This window comes from Brevibacillus sp. FIR094, from assembly GCF_050477165.1.
In the GTDB taxonomy this organism is placed as follows: Bacteria; Bacillota; Bacilli; order Brevibacillales; family Brevibacillaceae; genus Brevibacillus.
In genome coordinates this window covers 48,833-68,467 of sequence record NZ_JBEAES010000025.1, presented here as the reverse complement: position 1 = coordinate 68,467, position 19,635 = coordinate 48,833, and the positions used below count along the sequence as shown (strand labels likewise).

At 47.2% G+C, this 19,635-nt stretch carries 24 protein-coding genes; 14 read left to right on the top strand and 10 right to left on the bottom strand.

What is annotated here, in order from left to right; translation table 11 throughout:
• Positions 1–105: 105 nt before the first annotated feature.
• The 5 genes from ACQ5DJ_RS21010 (at position 106) to ACQ5DJ_RS20990 (ending at position 2,981) form a co-directional block, all read left to right on the top strand.
• Complete coding sequence (locus ACQ5DJ_RS21010; protein WP_429844140.1) at positions 106–600, top strand: DUF1648 domain-containing protein; 495 nt, start codon at positions 106–108, stop codon at positions 598–600.
• 138 nt (positions 601–738) lie between these two features.
• On the top strand, positions 739–1,164 hold the full coding sequence (locus ACQ5DJ_RS21005) for a DMT family transporter (RefSeq protein WP_429844139.1): 426 nt from the start codon (positions 739–741) through the stop codon (positions 1,162–1,164).
• Between the two features lie 23 nt (positions 1,165–1,187).
• Entirely contained in the window at positions 1,188–1,886 is a 699-nt protein-coding gene (locus ACQ5DJ_RS21000) for a Crp/Fnr family transcriptional regulator (protein ID WP_429844138.1), read from the top strand.
• Between the two features lie 21 nt (positions 1,887–1,907).
• Complete coding sequence (locus tag ACQ5DJ_RS20995; protein WP_429844137.1) at positions 1,908–2,375, top strand: DMT family transporter; 468 nt, start codon at positions 1,908–1,910, stop codon at positions 2,373–2,375.
• Between the two features lie 102 nt (positions 2,376–2,477).
• Positions 2,478–2,981: a CarD family transcriptional regulator gene (locus ACQ5DJ_RS20990; RefSeq protein WP_429844136.1), complete on the top strand. Its 504-nt coding sequence runs from the start codon at positions 2,478–2,480 to the stop codon at positions 2,979–2,981.
• A gap of 68 nt (positions 2,982–3,049) precedes the next feature.
• Here ACQ5DJ_RS20990 and ACQ5DJ_RS20985 read toward each other — a convergent pair whose 3' ends face one another.
• Complete coding sequence (locus ACQ5DJ_RS20985) at positions 3,050–4,018, bottom strand: GNAT family N-acetyltransferase (protein ID WP_429844135.1); 969 nt, start codon at positions 4,016–4,018, stop codon at positions 3,050–3,052.
• Positions 4,019–4,169: 151 nt separating this feature from the next.
• Entirely contained in the window at positions 4,170–5,237 is a 1,068-nt protein-coding gene (locus ACQ5DJ_RS20980; protein ID WP_429844134.1) for a CapA family protein, read from the bottom strand.
• 259 nt (positions 5,238–5,496) lie between these two features.
• Between ACQ5DJ_RS20980 and ACQ5DJ_RS20975 the strand changes: the two genes are divergently transcribed.
• Complete coding sequence (locus ACQ5DJ_RS20975) at positions 5,497–6,555, top strand: UDP-N-acetylmuramoyl-tripeptide--D-alanyl-D-alanine ligase (protein ID WP_429844155.1); 1,059 nt, start codon at positions 5,497–5,499, stop codon at positions 6,553–6,555.
• Positions 6,556–6,851: 296 nt separating this feature from the next.
• Complete coding sequence (locus ACQ5DJ_RS20970) at positions 6,852–7,028, top strand: hypothetical protein (RefSeq protein ID WP_429844133.1); 177 nt, start codon at positions 6,852–6,854, stop codon at positions 7,026–7,028.
• A gap of 85 nt (positions 7,029–7,113) precedes the next feature.
• Here ACQ5DJ_RS20970 and ACQ5DJ_RS20965 read toward each other — a convergent pair whose 3' ends face one another.
• From ACQ5DJ_RS20965 to ACQ5DJ_RS20940, 6 genes are all read right to left on the bottom strand, one after another.
• On the bottom strand, positions 7,114–7,887 hold the full coding sequence (locus ACQ5DJ_RS20965) for a FixH family protein (protein WP_429844132.1): 774 nt from the start codon (positions 7,885–7,887) through the stop codon (positions 7,114–7,116).
• Between the two features lie 6 nt (positions 7,888–7,893).
• On the bottom strand, positions 7,894–8,505 hold the full coding sequence (locus ACQ5DJ_RS20960; protein WP_429844131.1) for an SCO family protein: 612 nt from the start codon (positions 8,503–8,505) through the stop codon (positions 7,894–7,896).
• Between the two features lie 34 nt (positions 8,506–8,539).
• Positions 8,540–9,409 (bottom strand): cytochrome c oxidase assembly factor CtaG, encoded by an 870-nt coding sequence (gene ctaG, locus ACQ5DJ_RS20955; protein ID WP_144616661.1) that lies wholly within the window; start codon positions 9,407–9,409, stop codon positions 8,540–8,542.
• A 177-nt stretch (positions 9,410–9,586) separates the two neighbouring features.
• Entirely contained in the window at positions 9,587–10,057 is a 471-nt protein-coding gene (locus ACQ5DJ_RS20950) for a thioredoxin family protein (protein WP_376900597.1), read from the bottom strand.
• A 3-nt stretch (positions 10,058–10,060) separates the two neighbouring features.
• Positions 10,061–10,489 (bottom strand): disulfide oxidoreductase, encoded by a 429-nt coding sequence (locus ACQ5DJ_RS20945; protein WP_047072664.1) that lies wholly within the window; start codon positions 10,487–10,489, stop codon positions 10,061–10,063.
• 171 nt (positions 10,490–10,660) lie between these two features.
• Entirely contained in the window at positions 10,661–11,446 is a 786-nt protein-coding gene (locus ACQ5DJ_RS20940; RefSeq protein ID WP_429844130.1) for a metallophosphoesterase family protein, read from the bottom strand.
• A gap of 177 nt (positions 11,447–11,623) precedes the next feature.
• Between ACQ5DJ_RS20940 and ACQ5DJ_RS20935 the strand changes: the two genes are divergently transcribed.
• The 4 genes from ACQ5DJ_RS20935 (at position 11,624) to ACQ5DJ_RS20920 (ending at position 15,697) form a co-directional block, all read left to right on the top strand.
• The gene (locus ACQ5DJ_RS20935) at positions 11,624–12,379 is read left to right on the top strand and encodes a cupin domain-containing protein (protein WP_429844129.1); all 756 of its coding nucleotides are present in this window, start codon (positions 11,624–11,626) and stop codon (positions 12,377–12,379) included.
• 102 nt (positions 12,380–12,481) lie between these two features.
• Entirely contained in the window at positions 12,482–13,204 is a 723-nt protein-coding gene (locus tag ACQ5DJ_RS20930; protein ID WP_429844154.1) for an NAD-dependent deacylase, read from the top strand.
• A 264-nt stretch (positions 13,205–13,468) separates the two neighbouring features.
• Complete coding sequence (locus ACQ5DJ_RS20925; RefSeq protein ID WP_429844128.1) at positions 13,469–15,385, top strand: ATP-binding cassette domain-containing protein; 1,917 nt, start codon at positions 13,469–13,471, stop codon at positions 15,383–15,385.
• A 90-nt stretch (positions 15,386–15,475) separates the two neighbouring features.
• Positions 15,476–15,697, top strand: a complete 222-nt coding sequence (locus ACQ5DJ_RS20920) for a hypothetical protein (RefSeq protein ID WP_429844127.1) — start codon at positions 15,476–15,478, stop codon at positions 15,695–15,697.
• Between the two features lie 48 nt (positions 15,698–15,745).
• Here the strand turns inward: ACQ5DJ_RS20920 and ACQ5DJ_RS20915 are convergent, their stop codons facing one another.
• Entirely contained in the window at positions 15,746–16,117 is a 372-nt protein-coding gene (locus ACQ5DJ_RS20915; protein WP_144616654.1) for a L,D-transpeptidase, read from the bottom strand.
• Positions 16,118–16,194: 77 nt separating this feature from the next.
• Positions 16,195–16,440: a hypothetical protein gene (locus ACQ5DJ_RS20910; protein ID WP_144616653.1), complete on the bottom strand. Its 246-nt coding sequence runs from the start codon at positions 16,438–16,440 to the stop codon at positions 16,195–16,197.
• Positions 16,441–16,642: 202 nt separating this feature from the next.
• Between ACQ5DJ_RS20910 and ACQ5DJ_RS20905 the strand changes: the two genes are divergently transcribed.
• The 3 genes from ACQ5DJ_RS20905 to ACQ5DJ_RS20895 all read left to right on the top strand — a co-directional run bounded on the left by ACQ5DJ_RS20905 (position 16,643) and on the right by ACQ5DJ_RS20895 (position 19,497).
• Positions 16,643–17,401, top strand: coding sequence for a DUF4931 domain-containing protein (locus ACQ5DJ_RS20905; RefSeq protein ID WP_429844126.1), 759 nt, complete (start codon positions 16,643–16,645; stop codon positions 17,399–17,401).
• A gap of 21 nt (positions 17,402–17,422) precedes the next feature.
• Positions 17,423–18,283, top strand: coding sequence for a GNAT family N-acetyltransferase (locus ACQ5DJ_RS20900; RefSeq protein ID WP_429844125.1), 861 nt, complete (start codon positions 17,423–17,425; stop codon positions 18,281–18,283).
• An 83-nt stretch (positions 18,284–18,366) separates the two neighbouring features.
• Positions 18,367–19,497: a virulence factor gene (locus ACQ5DJ_RS20895; protein WP_429844124.1), complete on the top strand. Its 1,131-nt coding sequence runs from the start codon at positions 18,367–18,369 to the stop codon at positions 19,495–19,497.
• Positions 19,498–19,635: the final 138 nt, after the last annotated feature.

The following is a 19,635-nucleotide window of genomic DNA, read 5'->3' as shown; positions in this document are numbered from 1 at the left end:
AGATATGTAAAAACGCCCAGAAGTGTGTGACGGATTGACCTTGACTCGCAAATGAACATAAATGGTACAATGCGTGTAGGAGGAGCAGCGGTAAGGAGGGAGAATATGAAGAGACCAACCACAAATATACCAAAGACAGGCAGCGAATGGGTTTGGGATATAATTGGTGTTTTATTTTTCGTGGGATCGTTACTCTTTTTAGTCTTTGCATGGAATAAGCTTCCTGACGAGGTGCCTGCCCATTACAATGCTTTGGGGGAAGTAGATCGCTGGGGCTCAAAATGGGAACTGCTTCTTTTACCTGGGATTGGAGTCTTTATCATTTTCCTCATGCAGGTACTCGAAAAGCATCCAGAGCTCCATAACTATCCGGCACGCTTCACTGAATCGAATGCCGATCAGTTTTATTTGCACAGTCGAAAAATCGTGAACCAAATAAAAAATAGTTGTTTACTTATTTTTTCCGTAATCTTGTTGGAGTCGGTTTCCATTGCGCTAGGATGGGGAGGCGGCTTTGGGAAATGGTTTCTGCTGATCACCATCATTGGGATGATCGTTCTCCTTGTAATAGGAATCGTGAAACAAAAAAAGATTCAATGAGAAGAATGAGCGAGAGGTCCTTCTAACGGGAAGGTCCTCTCCTTTGTTTTTTGCAACGAAAATCATGAGGACATATGTCCTTCCCAATCCACCTTGCGATCCTTTTTAATTAGGAACAGATCAGTGTGAGGTGAGAGGATGAAAGGGATAATTTTTGCTATTTTAGGCGGCGTTTTCATTACCTTGCAAGGTGTAGCGAATTCAAGAATCAGTCAAGATATTGGGACTTGGCAAACTGCGACACTTACGCAGTTAACGGGTTTCCTCACGGCTTTTTTACTCCTGTTGTTCTTCCGAGATGGAAAATGGCAGGCATACAGGCGAGTGAAACCGTTATATTTGACGGGTGGAGCTTTCGCCGCGTTTATCATTTTTAGCAATGTTACGGCCATCCACCATATCGGGGTAACCATGACGATTTCAGCCCTCTTGATAGCGCAGCTAAGCCTAACTTTTCTCATTGACAGTATTGGCTGGTTCGGTGTTGATAAACAAAAGATGAGGCTGCCGCATTTTATTGGGATCGGGATGATGATTCTGGGTGTGCTGATACTGAGGGCCTGATGACGAGAGGGTGAAACAGTGGAATGAAGGAAATCGAAAATCGTGAGCTTTTGCAAGAATATCTGCATGCCCATCAGTTAGCGTCTGTCTTTCATGAGCCTTTTCTGCCGCATTTGTCCTTGTTCCAATTTGATCAAGGGGAGCTCATTTGTGCTCAAGGCGAAACGGCCTGTCATCTGTATGTTTTGGTGAAGGGAAAACTAAAGGTTTTTACGACTTCCCCCGAAGGGAAAACCCTGATCCTTTCCTTTAAAAAGCCGCTTGAAGTGATCGGAGATATTGAGTATGTAAGGGGAATTTCTTATCTGAATTCGGTGGAAGCAGCCTCATCTGTTCAAATGATCGGGATTCATTATCGCTGGTTGAAAAAATACGGAACAGACTACGCTCCACTCCTGCAATTTTTACTGCAAATCATTACACATAAATTTTGTCTAAAGTCCAACTCATTAAGCATCAACCTTCTGTACCCAGTAGAAGTACGTTTTGCTCGTTATTTGTTGACTGTTTCGGTAGAAGAGTGGAATCCTGCCAACAAAGAACAAATCAGTACGAGCAATCTTTTGGATGCAGCGAATATGATTGGGACGAGCTACAGACATTTGAATCGGGTCATCCAACAGTTCTGCAAGGAGGGACTGATTGAGCGTGCCAATGGATTCCTTCTAATCAAGGATCGGGAAGGTTTAGCTAAAATGGCGAGCGAGACTCCGAACGAATAATGAGACAGGAGTGTCAAAATCATGGTAGTCGGACTATTCTTCGCGTTACTGGCTGGCTTGTTGGTCAGCCTGCAAAATATTTTCAACAGGAAAGTAAGTGAACAGGCAGGAACATGGTCTACGACGACACTAGTGCTTGGGATGGGATTTCTGTCTTCTTTGACGATGGGTCTTCTTTTCGAAGGAAATCAGCTGTTTTCGCTTCCAGCTATGCAGACGTGGTACTGGTTTAGTGGTATGATCGGCGTTGGAGTGGTCTTTTGTCTGGTGCAAGGAATGAGACTACTTGGCCCAACGTATGCCATCTCCATCGTTCTCACTGCCCAGCTTGGCTTTGCTTTATGGTCGGATTCAATCGGCTGGTTAGGGCTGGTTCAAGTGCCGATTACTTTTACGCAATTGCTTGGGGTTCTGGTCATTGTCGGGGGTGTGATCGTATTTAAACTAGGCGGCGAATGGCAACAGAAACGCTCAATAAGTAAGATGTAAATTTTTTATTGACTTAATTTTAACCCTCATGATAAAATAAAAAATTTTAAATTCAATTTTTGTGCTATAATGGTTATAGATTGCTTTGAAGGAGGTGGACGTATGTTTCAAGTTGGAGACAAGGTTTTTTATCCGATGCACGGAGCAGGCGTAATCGAGGCGATGGAGGAGAAAGAATTTCTGGGTGAAAAACACCTCTATTATGTGCTCAACATGCTGCTGAAAGAGTTAAACATCATGGTCCCGGTTGAAAAGATGTCCGCTCTTGGTATTCGAAAGGTGGTCGAAGCCGACATTCTGAAGAATGTTTTGGCCGCCATGCGAGAGGGACAACGCGACACCACCTTGAATGCAGCGCAGCGCTACAAGCTTCATACAGAAAAAATGAAGAGTGGCGATATTTACGAGCAATCTGAGGTCATTCGCGATTTGGTTGGTATGAGTAAAGAGAAAGTATTGGGAACGAGTGACAAAGTGATGCTGGATAATGCGCAGCAGCTCCTCATTAGTGAGATTGAACTGGTAAAAGACGTAGATACGGATCAGGCGACAGAGATGCTAAAGCAAGCTGTATGCCCAGAAGAAATGTCTGAGATTGTGCCATAAATTTTGTTCATATGAGGTAAGCAAGGGGAGTGATTGTTATTACAATCACCCCCTTTTTTGTATGTCCATTACAGCAACAAGTCTGAATCCAGGGAAAATTCTTGGCGATGGGCAAACTGGTGGTATCCAGCACGTAAAAAGGCTTTGGCCATTGGTGTGTTTTTAACATCAGTATCTGCGCGGATGTATGTTTCTCCTGCTTGTACAAGAACGTCCGTGGCCTGCTTCAGCAATCGATCAATGTAGCCGTGTCCTCTTTGCTCGGGGAGAACACCGATGTATCCAATAGTAGCAAAGGTAGGGCTGACCGTAGGCATCAAGAAACCAATGAGCTCATTTTTTACTGTATAGGCGAGTTGCCACCATTCCGGTTCGTATTTCATTTGTTGCAAATCTTGGAACATTTCCTGTGCTTGGGCGAGCGGACCTTTTTCCAAGCGCTCCTCTGTAATTTGTTGATCATGGGTGAATTGTGAGACGCACATGATAGCATCCACAAAAGCAGCCTCGCCAACCTCAGGAAGACTGCGGTACACGATCGGATCGTGTGTTCCTACTGAAGGTATAGCAGTTGTCTCAATCGGTGCATGCCATTCGAAGCGGTTTGTTTCCCGGCTAATTCGAAAGCCGAGCGCTTCCAGAACAATTCTTCGCTCTTGGTGATCCGTTTGCCATTGGGGAGAGGAGGAAGGTGAATCCAGAACATATCCGATTTTCTCCGAAAGATTCCCTGCCATAAGTGTGAAGACTTCGCGTAAGAAATGAGCTCCAAGCGAAGGACATTCTGTTTCTTTCCATGGAAGCTCCCACAATACCAAATCAGTCGCTTGTTTACTGCCAGGCAATGTCCAGAAGGCAAGACGACCTGTGATCTCACCCTGTACCTCTAGAACGAAGCACCAGTCCTGACGCATGGCTCCTTGTGTGAACATTTTGTCGAGGTAAAGAGCGATATCATTCCGAACGGACGCAGGGTGATCCGGGAAGGCAAGAAATGCAGGTAAATCTTCCGGGTGGATACGGCGAACGGTGATCATGCAAGTCATCTCTCCTTTGTAACCATCTAAAGTAAATTTGTTAGTTACAAATGGATTTTACCAAAATGTTCTGTGAATCGTCAATCGTGGTCTATGTAGGAAAAGAGGAAGGGTAGGGAGCAAACTGCCCGCTCCCTCATTTGCTCCAGTGTTATTCAATCAATACACCTCGCGACCTGCCTATGATGCGGATGGCGCGATTCCACAGCAGCTGGAGCTTTTTTCTCTGTAGGGGTCGTACATACAGATCAGGGCTTTTCAAATAGGAACGCATGGGGATGACACGAAAGCAAATGCGCCCTTGACTTACATATCGTTGCGAAAACGTCGGGATGACTGAAATTTGCTCGAGTGAAATCTGATTCCTCTCATCCTTTTCGACAGTAAATCGCAGGATAGCTCCACACTGAGATTGATCAAACGAGAGCATTTTCTCTGATGTGAAATTGCCCAAAGAATACGCGACTAGTGTTTGTCTCTTTGTTCCGTGCGCAGTCATGATACTCGGGGTGACAACAGGCTGCAGAACATGTGGGTGAGCTCCGAGGATGACATCAGCACCGTTGTCAAGCAGGCTTTGTACGAGCTGTCGCTGGCGAGTCGTCGGTGTATAGCGGAATTCAATCCCAAAGTGGAGGGAGATGATCACAACATCGACGAGAGGACGGACCTTTCTCAGGTCGGATAATATCCTATCAAAATGAAGAAGTCGGACGATCCATGGCGTATGAGCGGGGATCACCTGCTTGTTTGTCCCGTAGGTGTAAGCAAGCATAGCGATGCGAATGCCGTTTACCTCCTTGATCAGGAAGGTATTTGCCTCCTCGGGGCTTCGATAGGTTCCGGTATGAGCAAGCTTGTATCGATCCAAAACATCAAGGGTTCGGCATAGTCCGGTTACTCCGCCATCCAGACAGTGATTATTCACTGTAGTCAATACGTCAAAGCCAGATGATTTCAAGTCTCGAGCCAATTCATCTGGACAGTTGAAGCGAGGGTAACCGGTTCGTGCCGAACCGATTTGATAGGGCTGTGTTTTCCCAGAAAAGGTGGTTTCTAAATTGCCAATCGTGAGATCTGCCGCAGAGAGAATCGGTGTCACGGGGTGAAACATATCCGTAAAAGAGAATTGATCTGTACCAGGCAGTCTGGCAGTTGCCACCTGCTCTTTCCACATCAGGATGTCGCCTACAGCGGCGATGGTGGCCTTCTTTTTCATGTGCTTCACCTCCCCTCCTACTCTATTCCAGAAGTCGTCCGTCTGATTTGGATAGTAGCGGAACGTTTTCATAGATAATGGTCTATACAGGCTGTCTATGCCGTTCATACAATAGGAAAGCTGATCGAGAGAAGAACGAGGCAAAGGGGTGATACCCGTGAAAAAGAAGAGAAGAGCTGCTGTACCGTTAAAGACACTGATTCTCGACAAGCCAGTTATCGCTGTGACGGGAAGTGCAGGGAAGACCACAACAAAAGAAATGATCTATACCATCCTGAATCTACGCATGCACACATATAAATCGATGTACAACAAGAACTTCCTGGGAAATACAAGAGCGCATGCCAAAAGAATTAGGGACGAGCACAAGGCTGCAGTGCTTGAGTATGGTATTTATCGAAGTGGTCATTTGCGACAGCATTGCAAAATCATACAGCCGTCGATGGGAGTCATCACGAATATTGGCACGGCTCATATCGGAAATTTCGGCGGTGATGCGAGGAAGCTGGCATTAGCAAAAACGGAGTTAATTCGTCATATGAAACCTACAGGAACCATTTTTCTGAATGGGGACTGTCCCTATTCTCGCGAGTTTGTTCAACAGCCTTACCTGGGGTCGTTCACGGGAAAAGTTGTGACATTTGGCAAGGAGCAGGAGGCGGACTATAAGGCAGGGCGAATGCAATTAGAGGGCAATGGGTTTCGATTCGAATGTTCTTTGCATGGAGAAAAAGAGTCATTTTTTGTCCCTATTCCCGGCGAGCATAATTTGTACAATGCATTGGCTGCTATTGCAGTCGCCCATACGATGGGGATTCCCGTCGATGATATTCGTCGTGGGCTGAGTCAGTTTCGCGGACAGCGAAAACGCCTAACCAGCTATCGACTCGCGAATAACATTCAGGTGCTAGATGATACCTACAGCTCGAATCCAGATGCGGCCAAGGCAGCGATTGATGTGTTAAGCCAGGTAGGGCATACCACAAAGATCGCGGTGCTCGCCAGTATGCTGGAAATGGGCAAATACGACGTAAAGGGTCATGAGGATGTCGGGAAATATTTGAGTCAAAAAAATGTAGACTACTTATATACGCTGGGAAGAAGCGCTAGGAATATTGCAAGAGCAGCGATTCGCTCCGGTTTTCCGGCAAATCGGGTCAGGCATTGCTTGAGTAAGGCAGGCTTGCATCGTCGTCTAGCAAAACAGCTGAAGCCAAATACAGCCTTCCTCGTAAAAGGTTCGAATCGATTGAAAATGGGAGAGACTGTACAATTTTTGTGCAGAGTAACAGCCAATCGAAGCAATCGGAAAGGATAAAAGAGTGGGGACGTCTGCGGGGTGGCGGACAAGAGATTACTATACAGGCTATTGCGGAAAAAATAGGTGAATGACGGCGGGCAAACGCACATACCATCTGTGCGTTTGCTGCATTTCCTATAGGGAGACTAGTAGGAGGTGACACGTCATGTCATATCAATTTCCCCCTGGCGGCCGAGAAGGTTCCCCCGGTTCCCCAGGCTCTCCAGGCTCCCCCGGTGCACCGGGAGGTTTCCCCCCTCCACCACCAGGTCCTCCACCGAGCAGGACGCCAAGTGCACCGGGAGCAAGAGGCTATGGGGGAACACGCCGGATTGATGCTGGCGGATTCTATCCCTGTTTATATCGGTACACATACGTTTGGCTGCGAACTGGTCGCTCTTTCTGGTTTTACCCCGTTCATGTCGGTCGTAACTCAGTATCTGGATACCGCTGGACAGGATATCGATGGGAGTATTACGGGACAGACTTGAATCGAATCGCTTACTTTACCTGCTAACTCCATTTACGAGCAAAAAGGCCATTCTCCCAGGGAATGGCCTTTTTATTTTGAAGGACTTATTTTATTGAAAGTGAAAAATCCTTGTGATCATGAATGTCTCCCTTTTCCACATGGACCTTTACTGTATAATCCCCAGCAGTAGGGAACTGTACGTTGCCTTCATATTGGCCTGCCGCAGTTTCCGTTGCATCAACGAAGCTATGCTTTTGGTCAGTACCCCGCCAGAACTCGAATTTGACTGTCGCTTTGTCCAACGCTTTGTTGTCTTTCATCAAATGGACAGTGAGAGCAGCGGGTGTTGCTACCTGAATATTGTCAGCGGGAGAGAAATGATAATCAACTGCTTCACCATTCGCGTGATCTGCCGCCCCATGATCGTGTGACTGACCTGCGTCAGCAGAAGGTGCGGATGGGGTCGCCCCAGGCGTCTCACCAGCCTTGCTATTTACGGTAAACGGTGTCTTCTGCATATTGTGGAAATCACGTGCCGTTACATGGTAGTAGACAAAATAAGAACCTGGCTCGCTAATGGTTTGTTGAGCCGTGTAGACACCTTCTCCTTGCAGCGAAGCAGGGATCGTTTCATGCTTTTCTTGGCCATCTTTCCACCATTCGAACTTCACTTCTTTGGCATCATCCACGTGTTGGCCATCTTGTGTAACTTTAACGGAGAAGGTAACTGTGTCGCCCGCTACTAGCTCCTTTGGTTCCAATGTAAAGGCAGCCTCGACGGGAGATCCGGGTAGCAAGGCTTGTTGCTCGTTCTCTTTTCCACAAGCGGCTAAAAGAAGCATGAGCATGGATAAGAGCAGAATCATCGTACGTTTCATGTTGGATTACCCTTCCTTCTTCAATTTCAACAGTTCCTGATAAATTTGTTCGGGATCGAAATCGTCACCCATGCCGAATTTTTGAATGACGGCATTGTTATCATCCACGAGATACGTACTCGATGTATGAGAGATAAATCCATCATCCATCTTATTGGCAAAAAAGCCAAGCGAATTTGTAACTGTTTTGATCGTTTCGTCATCACCCCGAAGCAGGGTCCAGCCTTGTTCTTGAATCCCCAACTGCTTGGCATAGTAGCGCATGACATCCGGGGTGTCGTTTTGCGGATCAATCGTGATGGTCAAAAACTCAACGTCTTGCCCCATCAAGTTTGCTTCGAGCAAGCGCTTTTGCAGCTGAACCATTTTTACCGTTGTCGTGGGACAAATATCCGGGCAGCGGGTATAGATCAACTCCACCAAGCGAAACGTTTTCTTTTGCGGTGCTAGCGAATAGGATTGTCCATCGATGGTTTGCAGAGTTACATCAGGTAATTTCGCCTGGGTGTTTTTGGGTCCGAACCAAACCCATGAAGCGACAAGAGCAACAAGGACAAGGACGGGCAACAACAAGAGCAACCGTCGGATACGGATAGCGGTAGCAGGGGCGATATTCACGTGTGTGTGGCGCCTCCTTTCTGATTCTTTTTGGCTATGGCGTCATGAGTCCATCCTCTTCCTGATTCTTTTCTTTTCGATACCAGGTAGAGAAGATGTAAGCAAGGACGACTCCATACGTCAGCTCTTGCATGAGTTTCATCACAATTCCGCCCAGCCGTTGATCCTCCAGAGGGAGTAGTGGAACGGCGAACATCGATTTGTCGATCGGCGTGGAAAAGAATGGAGCGCAGAGCATGGAAGGACCATCTACATACGTCGCATACAACGGTGTGGCTGAAAAAATAATCAGTGCGCATGCAGGCGTAATCAAAACACCGTTAGCAAAGATGTAGGCTAGCTTTTGCAGTTCCGACAGGCGGTGAATTTCCGGTATCGGTGCGACAACAGGCATCCACATCAAAATCGCAGTCACCAGCAGCAGTAAATGAATCAAATTATGTAGGGCTAGGTTGTTCATTGCCAAGTCTAAAATAACAGGCATATGGTAAAACGAAAACATGGCATTGAACATGAGAATAGCAGGTATCGGGTGACTCGCTATGCGCATGAAAAGCTTGAGCCCCCGGCGATAGAACAGGCCGCGGATCAACCATGACGGGGTCCCTGCCAAGAGCAGCAAGGGCATTACGAGATAGAGCAACGATTGCTGCAGCATGTGGGCGCTAAATAAAAAGTGCCCAGCTACGTTCAAAGGACTTCCCATACTAAAGTAAAAACCAAGTAAGCCGAGAGTGAAAAAAGTCTGTTGCTTTCGTGTAACAGGTGTGGAATCTTGAAAAGTTTGGCGTAATGGTCCGATCAGAGCGAAATAAGCCAGACCGATCAAAAAGGTCAAAAGAATCAGCTCTGGATTCCATGTCGCCCGAAAGCCAAAGGTTTCAGTGAAATAAGTGAGGGTCATGCGATTACCTCCGTTTTCAAGGATTATCCCCAGTACTCATTATAGGCAAATAACTGGAAAAGCCTAATGACTCGTTCGGGCTATTTCTTCCAAGGGAACGGAAATCTTCACATATTTGTCACGTATGTCCAATATGAAAAGAGCCTCCCGCAAAGAATCGAGGGAGGCTACCAAATGTTATGATTTTTTCTGTTCTTCCAACCATGTTTTCCATTCGCTTGCTTCGCGACCACCGACGAGTCGAGCTACTTCCTTGCCGCCCTTGTAATGAACGAGGGTTGGAGTGAATTCGATGTTGTATTCACCATAGCTAGCGTTAAACTCTAGCAAATTGAGCTTTTTCATATCGATGTCCAAGCTTTTTACGATCGGTACAAGGACGGGGGTAGTTGCTTTACAATGCTCACAAACCGGGCTGTAAAAGTAAACAAACGCGTCCTCCTGATTATTGAGCTTACCTTTGAGCTCATCAGGCATAATGAGGTTATCGTACAGCGGGTCACTCAATTGTTCGAGAGTAGCGGGGTGCAAATTGGCTTTACCATAAGGGTTTCCTTCCGCAAGCTGACGGTTCGAAATGTCAGCGTACACAATCGCACCGATCAGGAGCGCAGCCACAAGGATGGATAGAAAGATGACTTTCTTCATGAATCATTTCTCCTTTGCATTTTTCATAACGATGACAAGCAGGATGCTGATCAAGGTGAAGGCAATGAGTGCAAGGAACGGAATAGTGATAAAGCCTAGCCAGTTAATATAGTCCGTGTTGCATGGCACAATGCCGCAAGCGCTACCCAGATCTTGCAGGGCAGGTATTTTTTGAATCGAGTAATGATACAGCGATGTGAGTCCTCCTATGATGGAGAGAATCAAGGCGTACGACGCGATCTTGTCATCTTTCTTTGCGGAGGCAACCCCGAGTAAGATGACGAGCGGGTACATCAAGATTCGCTGGTACCAGCACAGGTCACACGGTATGTACTTTAACACCTCTGAAAAAAACAAACTGCCTCCTGTTGCGATCAGGGAGACTCCCCAAGCGGCAAACATGGCTTGTTCCACGATTTGCTGACGTTTCATATAAACACCTCGTCCATATCTTAACATATTACAAATCGAAAGTAGATTATAAAAAGTAATAATTTGTTGAACGAATGGGCTTGTCTCTCGCATCATACTGGATGCACTACCCGATGCACTTGCAGCAGGTAGGAGCACCAGTGCGAAAGCTCCCAGTCTTCCCGAGCACGATCAGTAGACCCGTACTTGTGGAGAGGATTGCCTATCCCGAATCGGTACCAAAATGGATTGAAGAGAAGGCCATTCGACGAGCAAGACACCTCGCCAATAACCTGCGCCACCATCAATGCCAATTATGTTGTCTCTGCGCCAAGGACCACTGCCTGAGTATTGAGGTAATCTTGGAACAGGGGTATGGCCAAAGATGACAGGGAGGTTTCCATCATAATAAAGGTAAAAAGGCTCGCGAATCCATAGTAAATCTTGCGGATCTTGTTCCTGCAAGGGGATGCCGGGTCGAATGCCTGCGTGTACCAAAAGTGCGGCTGGAGCTCCTGTTCGCGGATCGGCTGGCAGATCGATATACAAAGGAAGAGACGACAAGGCTGGTAAAATGGTTGGATAGCGAGAAAGGATGAATTGCCGCGCTTCTTCTTGTTCCTGCAAAGAAGGCATCCGGTCAAGAAAAGCTCGCCGCAGCGGGTGATTCCCTAAGAAAGAGCGTATGGTGGCATCGCCGCCATTGTAGCGCAGGTATAACTCCGGATTGCCGTTGCCAGACAGCCAATCCTCGAGCATTTGCTCGTGGTTGCCTTTTATGAGATAGATTTGGTTCGGATACGCCTGCCGAAGAGCGAGTAGATCGAGTAATACTTCCTTTGATTCAGGTCCTCGATCGACCATGTCCCCCAATACATACAGACGATCACCAGCTTGGGGAGAGAAGGAAACGTCCCGCAGCGCCTTTTGAAAAGCTTGATTCTGACCATGTATGTCCGAGACCAAATAAGTAGCCAAACAGTATCACCCTCCTCGAGTACCCGTTATGCCTTTTAGTAGGATATGTTTGTGTAAAGTGGAGGGTGAAAAGTGTGTCTCTTTCTCTATGGAATAGATGGGTGCACATATTTTGTGAAAAGGAATAGAGATACATAATGAGTCAAATACCCATACGGTGGGAGGACAAAACGACAGATGGCTACTTCCTATCGAGACTATACATCGCCAAATACTCAGTTCACGTACGATATGAGAAATAATCTGTTTTTCAAAAAGGACGATCGGAATTTCATCGATACCTTGGGGATCGCACAATTAAATACATTGGGCAACACTTCGTTGCTGGATATTTTCCTAACAACGGGCAATGTTGTCGAGCCACACATTCATCAAAATGCAGCGGAGCTGGTGTACTGTATAGCTGGTGAGGTCATTGTGTCCTTAATCAATCCTTTTACCAATCAATTGCTCAACTACAATATTAAACCGAGACAAGTTGCCAATATTCCGCAGGGCTGGTGGCATTATGAAATGGCGTTGACAGACGATACGCATCTACTGGCTATTTTTGATGCGCCTGTTCCTGAGGTGATCTTTGGCTCCGATATTTTGCGGTTGACTCCAGCAAGTGTGTGGGCACATACGTATTGTTTAGATGAAGCAAAGGTAAAAGAAACATTTGCGCCTCTTACCAAAACAGTCGTGATTGGCCCGCCCGTAGGATGTCAGCAGCAGGGGCAGTTGCCAGATAGAGCTGCCTCAAGCCAGTACCCGTACTATGGCTACTCGAGCCAGTTGCCAGACAGTTACGATTATTACGATGCTAGCTATGTGCAGCAGGGTGGATATGGACAGCACCCAGTCTATCAACAGCCGACCGGTTATCCGCAATATGGCTCGAATCCCTACCATACCGGATATCCGCCACAACCCGTTTATCCATCCTATTGAATGGTAAGACAGATGGTGTCTTGATGGGCAGGTCTCCCAAATCCGGCATTCTTCTATTACAATCAGGAGAAGAACATTTTCAAAGAAAAAGGGGAGACCATGATGGATCATCTGGCACACTGGTTGCGGACATCTTCCTTTACAGTTGTATTCACCGGAGCAGGCATGTCGACAGAGAGTGGCTTGCCTGATTTTCGTTCACAGTCGGGGCTATGGCGCGGTAAAGATCCGATGCAACTCGCGAGTACACGCGCAATGATGGAGAATCGGGAAGCATTTGTGGAATTTTATCAGATGCGCATTCAAGGTCTACTGTCTTGCAAGCCACACGCCGGACACGAATGCTTAGCTGAATGGGAGCGGCGTGGATTGGTTCATGGGGTCATTACACAAAATGTAGATGGCTTTCATCAAGAGGCGGGAAGCTTGGCTGTAGCTGAACTCCATGGCTCCCTTGCGAAAATCCGCTGTCTTGCCTGCGGGACCGAGTATGCCAATACTCGTTATCTTGAGGATCAAGGGACGATTTGCGCATGTGGAGGATTTTTGCGGCCGGGTGTCGTCCTGTTTGGCGAATCTTTGTCGCAATTGCAAGTCGATCAAGCCATCTCGTGGACGGAACAAGCCGATTTGTTCATCGTATTAGGTTCTTCGCTTACTGTGAGTCCTGCCAATTGGTTTCCGCAGCATGCAAAAGAAAGAGGAGCCAAACTGGTCATTGTCAATCAGGAACCAACCCCATTGGATGCGTGGGCAGATGAGGTTATCCAAAATGAACGGATCGGCAACGTGCTGCAAAGAGTAGGACAGTCGTTAGGAGAATAAAAGCAGGCGTGCTCGATGAAAAGAGTACGCCTCTTCTGTTAGGGCTCGTTGACATGCCTTATTGCTTGTGACGCTTCCTATTTTATTTTCGTACATGTGTCATTATTACTTCGTATTCAATATTTTACCATTAATGAGATGTCATTCCAATATTTACGCAATCCATTTGAATCACCCTAGAGCTTGCGCGAAAAACATGATACCATCGAGTGTAAGATTCATATGGCTTCTCGATACGCAAATAGAAAAGTACAGGTGACGTTCATGCAAATATTATCAGTAGAAAACCTCTCCAAAGGCTATGGAGAAAAAGTATTGTTCGATAACATTTCCTTTCATATTGCCGAGCAAGAGCGCATTGGTCTGATCGGTGTAAATGGTACGGGAAAATCCTCGCTCTTGAAAATCGTGGCAGGCTTGGATACAGCGGATAGTGGGAAAATTGTTCACGCGAATCATTTCCATGTGGAGTATTTGCCGCAAAATCCTGATTTTGACGAAAACTCCTCCGTACTGGAACAAGTATTTTACGGCGATTCTCCACTCATTCAGCTTTTGCGTGATTATGAAACAGCGCTAGAGGCTGTTCAAGAGTCGCCTGACGACGAGAAAAAGCAGGCGCGATTGTTTGCTGTTCAAAACAGGATGGATGCGGCTGATGCGTGGGAGAGCAATACGCAAGCCAAAATGATCCTGACCAAGCTTGGCCTGCACAATTTCTCGCAAAAGGTAGGAGAGCTCTCTGGTGGACAACGTAAGCGGGTAGCAATGGCACGAGCTTTGATCCAACCAGCAGACCTGCTCATTTTGGATGAGCCTACGAACCATATTGACAATGAGACAGTCGAGTGGCTGGAAGAGTATTTGTCCCGCTACAAAGGTGCTTTGCTGCTCGTCACCCATGATCGCTACTTCTTGGATCGTGTTACGAACCGTACGTTTGAGCTGGATCGCGGCAAGCTGTACAGCTATGAAGGCAACTACGCGATGTTCCTAGAGAAAAAGGCGGAGCGTGAAGAAAATGAAGCGGCCGTAGAGAGCAAGCGACAAAATCTGCTTCGACGCGAGCTGGCATGGCTTCGTCGTGGAGCAAAGGCACGGACGACTAAGCAAAAGGCGCGTGTGCAACGGGCTGAGGAGTTACGAGATAAAGCCGTAGATGGACCTGCTGTCAAGATGGAAATGGCACTCGGGGCCAGTCGTCTCGGCAAAAAAGTGATCGAGCTTACAAACATCAATAAAGCGTACGGTGAGCGAAAACTGATCAACGATTTCAGCTATATTGTCCTGCCGGGTGATCGTGTGGGGATTATCGGGCCAAACGGAAGTGGAAAAACGACACTCTTGAACATGCTCGCAGGAAGAATTCAACCGGATAGCGGTTCATTGGAAATCGGGACGACCGTTAAAATCGCCTACTACACGCAGGATAGCATCGAGATGGACGAAAAGCTGCGCGTCATCGAATATGTAAAGGAAGCAGCAGAGGTCATTCAGACGAGCAATGGCGAGTCGATCACGGCTTCGCAAATGCTGGAGCGCTTCCTGTTTTCGCCGCATATGCAATGGACACCGATTTCCCGCCTGTCTGGTGGAGAACGCCGTCGTCTCTACCTGCTCCGTACGCTGATGGGAGAGCCAAATGTGCTGTTTTTAGATGAGCCTACGAATGATTTGGATATTCAAACGCTCAGTATTTTGGAGGACTATCTCGAACAGTTCCCAGGAGCAGTCATTACGGTATCGCATGACCGCTATTTCCTCGATCGTACAGTCGACCATTTGTTTGCTTTTGAGGGGCAAGGAAACATTCGTCAGTACTACGGCAACTATTCCGAGTACCTGGAAGATAGACGTCAGGAAAAAGCAACACAGGTGCAAGAAGCGGATCAACAGGCAGAAAAGGCGCAAAGCAACAGCGGGGCTAATCGCGGCAACAACCGCACGCGCAAGCTGTCCTACAAGGATCAGAAGGAATGGGATGCGATTGAAGGCAAGATCGCGGCTTTGGAAGAGCGTAGCGTCAAGCTAAAGCAAGAGATTGCAGCGTCTGGCAGCGATTACGGCAAAATTGAAAAGCTCTATGCAGAAGAACAGCAGGTGGCTGCAGAGCTGGAAGCAACCATTGAGCGTTGGGCGGAATTATCTGCATTGGTAGAGGAATTGGAGCAAGGGAAATAATTAGTGGCGTAGCCAGTAATTGAGGGCTGGGAATGCGACGCTTCCACCTGTAGACTAGAGTAGATTACTAGAGTAGAGGAGTCGCTGTCGTTGCCTGCCTATAAGTTAGACCCGGAATGGGTGATGTCTTACCTAGAGCTGCAAGAACAACAGCTCTCTTCCGAAGTGCATCCAGAGGATAAAGAAGTGATCATGAACAAGATCAGGGAAATGACGTTATCGATCATGTACAAGCAAGCAAGAAGATTTCTTGTATTCTTGGAAGCGGATGAAACGGAAGCAGTAAGAACGAAAAAGACTCATCTTATGTAAAGAAGACCCGCCCTTGGTTTAAGAGAGGCGGGTCTTTGCATGTTTCATTTATTGCTGTCTGATTCGAACGGGCGTACCAATGGGCACGATTTTTGCCAGAGCATTCACGTCCTCATTGTACATGCGAATACAGCCGTGAGATACATACTTGCCGATTGAGGAAGGATCGTTCGTGCCGTGAATGCCGTAGTGTGGCTTACTTAGTCCCATCCAGATGGTTCCGAATACACTCAGAGGTCCTCCCGGATAAGAATTCGGATAGGGCACTTTGCTGATGATGGTAAAATCCCCTCGTGGCGTCGATGTGGCAATTTTGCCTAAGGCAACAGGATAAGAACGGATGAGTCGGTTCCCATCGAACAGATCGAGACGTAGCTTCGCAATCGAGATGCGGATGTTGTAGGACGGCAGCTTCTTCACCTCCCCCACAAACAATACGAAATGCCGCTCTTACTATGTTATGAAAACCGACGAAACCGGTACCTTTCCCCTCATGATTAATGTAGTTTGAAATCTAACGAAAACGTATCCGGATAGCGCAGGCCGTCACGATAGAACAAGGTTCGCACCCAGACGTACATCCGTAAAGGAATGGAAGGAAAGACGATGGCCAGCTTACCTTCTTCCAAGACAGGCAAATCGAGCGGGGATTGAATTTCGTAAGGGACTCCTTCTTGATCAAGCAACGTTTTGTAATATTGGGCCTCGCTCCAGCTAACAGGATAATAAAATGATTTTTCCATCCAATTCCAACACCTTTCCAGGTTTCACTGCTTTCCATTGTATGTAAAACATTTGAGATAAAAAAAGAAACAAACGCCACAGACATTGAAAAATAGGCAGTCCAATTGAGGTTTCAAAAGTGCCGTCTGGACAAAAAACGTCATGATTTTCCCAGAAAATGCGTGTAAAGTGGAAGTAAGCACAAACTGGAGGGACACGGGAATGAATCAGACGCACTTGCACTTTAACATGCAAATAGGCAGAAAAAAGCCAGTGAGTGTAAACAACACCGAAACGGCCTGTCCTTTTTGTGATCGAAACAGTCTCACAGACGTTCTGGAGCAGCGGGGCTCCATGATTTGGCTCATGAACAAATTCCCTGTTCTGGAGGATACACATCAGACTGTTTTGATTGAGACGGATGATTGCCAAGGGGATTGGTCTGTCTATTCCAAAGAGCATGTACGAGCATTGCTGGCATTCGGGGTAGAGAAGTGGCTGGAAATGGAGCAAAGCAAATCTTATCGTTCTGTTCTGTTTTTCAAAAACCACGGCCCGTATTCCGGAGGGAGCATTCGTCATCCGCACATGCAGATCGTCGGATTAGATGATTACAACTATCTGGATCAGGTAAAAGAAAGTGATTTTATTGGCATGACCATCGATCAAGAGGCAGGGATTGAATGCAATCTGTCTACGCATCCGCGTGCAGGCTTTTTTGAATACAATGTTATTCTGTCGGACTTTGATCGATTGCCGAAAATGGCAGACTACTTACAAATTTTAGCACATTGGATACTGACTCATGTCAATCCGCGTAACCAAAGCTACAATATTTTCTTTTACCATTGGGGAGAGAAGCTGATCGCCAAAGTGGTTCCGAGGTTTGTTACCTCTCCTCTTTACGTAGGCTATTCTATTCCGCAGGTCGCCAATAATTTGGAAGAAACCATTGCTGAAATACAGAGACGTTACTTCTAACAGTAGAAAGGGTGCTTCGCTTTGACGTATACGATCACGGCAAGAAAAACACTCACCTCAGAGGAACTGGCACACATTAAAGAGCTGGTTGCAATATGTAACGAGCAGGATGGCATTGATCTCAAAGTGAACCCGAGTATGCTGGAAAAGCGTTCGGGGGAGCATGAAGAAGATTTCCTTTGTTATGTGAACGAAAAGCTGGTCGGGTTTCTCGGACTCTATGTGTTTCACAGTGGCGAGGCAGAAGTGAGCGGAATGGTCCATCCAGCTTTTAGAAGAAATGGTATCTTTACAGCACTGCAAGCAAAAGCCGTAGACGAATGCAGAAGAAGAGGCATCCCCTCGCATTTATATATCGTTCAGCGGGATTCGCAGAGCGGCAAGTCATACATGGAGCGCATCGGTGGGGATTATCAATTCTCCGAATATCGGATGGAATTGAGGGAGAAGCAACCAGGAAACCTCTTGGGAAATTTACACCTCCGCGCTGAGACTGCCAATGATCTCGAAACATTGATCTGGCTGAATGTCCATGGCTTTCAATTAGAGGAAGAACGCGCCAGAGAGATGTCAGTGAATATGGCAGGAGACCCGAAATCCCGTACATATTTGATGGTAGTTAACGATCAGGCGATTGGCAAAATCAGTGTCAGGAAAAATGAAGGCAAGGCATTCATTTATGGATTTTGTGTCCACCCGGATCATCAGGGGAAAGGCTACGGACGTCAAGCTTTGGCCCAAACAATCCAGCTCATGGAGGAGGAAGGGTATCCGCACGTGTCACTAGAGGTAGCCTGTGAAAACAGCAAGGCTTTGGGTTTGTATGAATCATGCGGTTTTTCTGTGAAATCAGCGAACGATTACTATAAGCTGGATCTGTAATTGTCAAACTGCATTTCTACAGCTCGCGGGTTGGAAAACGAATCGGGTTCCATGCTACGATAGAAGGGAAGGAGTGACTTTATATGAAATTGTTGTCCATCGAACCGACGCCGAGTCCAAACGTCATGAAGCTGAATGTAGACGAGCGTTTGCCGGATGGGGTCCAACATGTCTATACAAAGAAAGATGCGAGTAAAGCACCAGAACTCATGAACAAGCTCTTGGAGATCGAAGGGGTTACCTCCATTTTTCATACGGCAGATTTTCTTGCGCTGGAGCGAAAATCTAATGCAGACTGGCAGCGTATTTTGACTGTCGCGCGTGAGGTTTTGCAAGCAGGTGGAGGAGCGGCTGTTCCTGACATGTCTGCGGAGGAAGCGGGGGCATTTGGAGAGGCGCAAGTGTACGTTCAAATGTTCCGCGGTGTGCCGATGCAGGTCAAGGTGACCATGGGAACGGAACAGATTCGTGCAGCGTTGCCAGAGCGTTTTGGACAGGCAGCCGTGCGTGCAGGATCTGCGTCGCCCAACCTCATCATGGAGCGAAAATGGGTCGAGCATGGCGTGCGTTACGGCGATTTGCGCGAGATTGGTGAAGAGGTCGCATTGGAAGTGGATGCTTCCTATCCGGAAAGCCGTGTGGAAGAAATCGTGGAACAGGCCATGGCGCTTGGGCCTGGGGAAACCCCAGAGCCAGTTGTGCGTGAAAAGAAAGTCGTTACGCTAGAGATGCTCGATGATCCAGATTGGCAAAAAAGATATGAAGCGCTGGATCGGATGGAGCCTACCGAAGAGGATTTGCCTGTTTTAGAAAAAGCGCTTCGTGATGGCAAATCGTCGATTCGCAGGCTGGCGGTTGTGTACCTGGGCATGATCGGCGGCGACGATGTTTTCCCACTGCTGTTTGAAGCGCTCCGCGATGATTCCGTCTCTGTACGACGCACAGCAGGCGATACCTTGTCTGACTTAGGCGACACGCGCGCGATTCTACCGATGTGTGAAGCATTGAAGGATAAAAACAAGCTGGTACGCTGGCGCGCTGCTCGCTACTTGTTTGAGGTGGGGGATGAAACCGCCTTGGACGCATTGCGTGCCGCACAGAACGATCCTGAGTTCGAGGTCAGCTTGCAAGTTCAAATGGCCGTGCAGCGCATTGAAAGCGGCGAGGCGGCTAGCGGAACCGTTTGGCAGCAAATGACTCGCCGAAACGATTAATTCGCTGCTACCCATTGCACAAGAGCCCTCTATCAAGCAGATAAATGCTATAGAGGGCTTTTTCGTCGTATTTTCGTTGGTTGGATATACGGCGAATAGCAGGGCATACTGCTTCAAGTAGACCGGTAAACAAGTTGG

Excerpts from the sequence above, each read along its gene's own strand:
- ACQ5DJ_RS21010 (WP_429844140.1), top strand. The coding sequence starts at position 106 with ATGAAGAGACCAACCACAAATATACCAAAGACAGGCAGCGAATGGGTT.
- ACQ5DJ_RS21005 (WP_429844139.1), top strand. The coding sequence starts at position 739 with ATGAAAGGGATAATTTTTGCTATTTTAGGCGGCGTTTTCATTACCTTG.
- ACQ5DJ_RS21000 (WP_429844138.1), top strand. The coding sequence starts at position 1,188 with ATGAAGGAAATCGAAAATCGTGAGCTTTTGCAAGAATATCTGCATGCC.
- ACQ5DJ_RS20995 (WP_429844137.1), top strand. The coding sequence starts at position 1,908 with ATGGTAGTCGGACTATTCTTCGCGTTACTGGCTGGCTTGTTGGTCAGC.
- ACQ5DJ_RS20990 (WP_429844136.1), top strand. The coding sequence starts at position 2,478 with ATGTTTCAAGTTGGAGACAAGGTTTTTTATCCGATGCACGGAGCAGGC.
- ACQ5DJ_RS20985 (WP_429844135.1), bottom strand. The coding sequence starts at position 4,018 with ATGATCACCGTTCGCCGTATCCACCCGGAAGATTTACCTGCATTTCTT.
- ACQ5DJ_RS20980 (WP_429844134.1), bottom strand. The coding sequence starts at position 5,237 with ATGAAAAAGAAGGCCACCATCGCCGCTGTAGGCGACATCCTGATGTGG.
- ACQ5DJ_RS20975 (WP_429844155.1), top strand. The coding sequence starts at position 5,497 with ATGATCTATACCATCCTGAATCTACGCATGCACACATATAAATCGATG.
- ACQ5DJ_RS20970 (WP_429844133.1), top strand. The coding sequence starts at position 6,852 with ATGGGGGAACACGCCGGATTGATGCTGGCGGATTCTATCCCTGTTTAT.
- ACQ5DJ_RS20965 (WP_429844132.1), bottom strand. The coding sequence starts at position 7,887 with ATGAAACGTACGATGATTCTGCTCTTATCCATGCTCATGCTTCTTTTA.
- ctaG (WP_144616661.1), bottom strand. The coding sequence starts at position 9,409 with ATGACCCTCACTTATTTCACTGAAACCTTTGGCTTTCGGGCGACATGG.
- ACQ5DJ_RS20950 (WP_376900597.1), bottom strand. The coding sequence starts at position 10,057 with ATGAAGAAAGTCATCTTTCTATCCATCCTTGTGGCTGCGCTCCTGATC.
- ACQ5DJ_RS20945 (WP_047072664.1), bottom strand. The coding sequence starts at position 10,489 with ATGAAACGTCAGCAAATCGTGGAACAAGCCATGTTTGCCGCTTGGGGA.
- ACQ5DJ_RS20935 (WP_429844129.1), top strand. The coding sequence starts at position 11,624 with ATGGCTACTTCCTATCGAGACTATACATCGCCAAATACTCAGTTCACG.
- ACQ5DJ_RS20930 (WP_429844154.1), top strand. The coding sequence starts at position 12,482 with ATGGATCATCTGGCACACTGGTTGCGGACATCTTCCTTTACAGTTGTA.
- ACQ5DJ_RS20925 (WP_429844128.1), top strand. The coding sequence starts at position 13,469 with ATGCAAATATTATCAGTAGAAAACCTCTCCAAAGGCTATGGAGAAAAA.
- ACQ5DJ_RS20910 (WP_144616653.1), bottom strand. The coding sequence starts at position 16,440 with ATGGAAAAATCATTTTATTATCCTGTTAGCTGGAGCGAGGCCCAATAT.
- ACQ5DJ_RS20905 (WP_429844126.1), top strand. The coding sequence starts at position 16,643 with ATGAATCAGACGCACTTGCACTTTAACATGCAAATAGGCAGAAAAAAG.
- ACQ5DJ_RS20895 (WP_429844124.1), top strand. The coding sequence starts at position 18,367 with ATGAAATTGTTGTCCATCGAACCGACGCCGAGTCCAAACGTCATGAAG.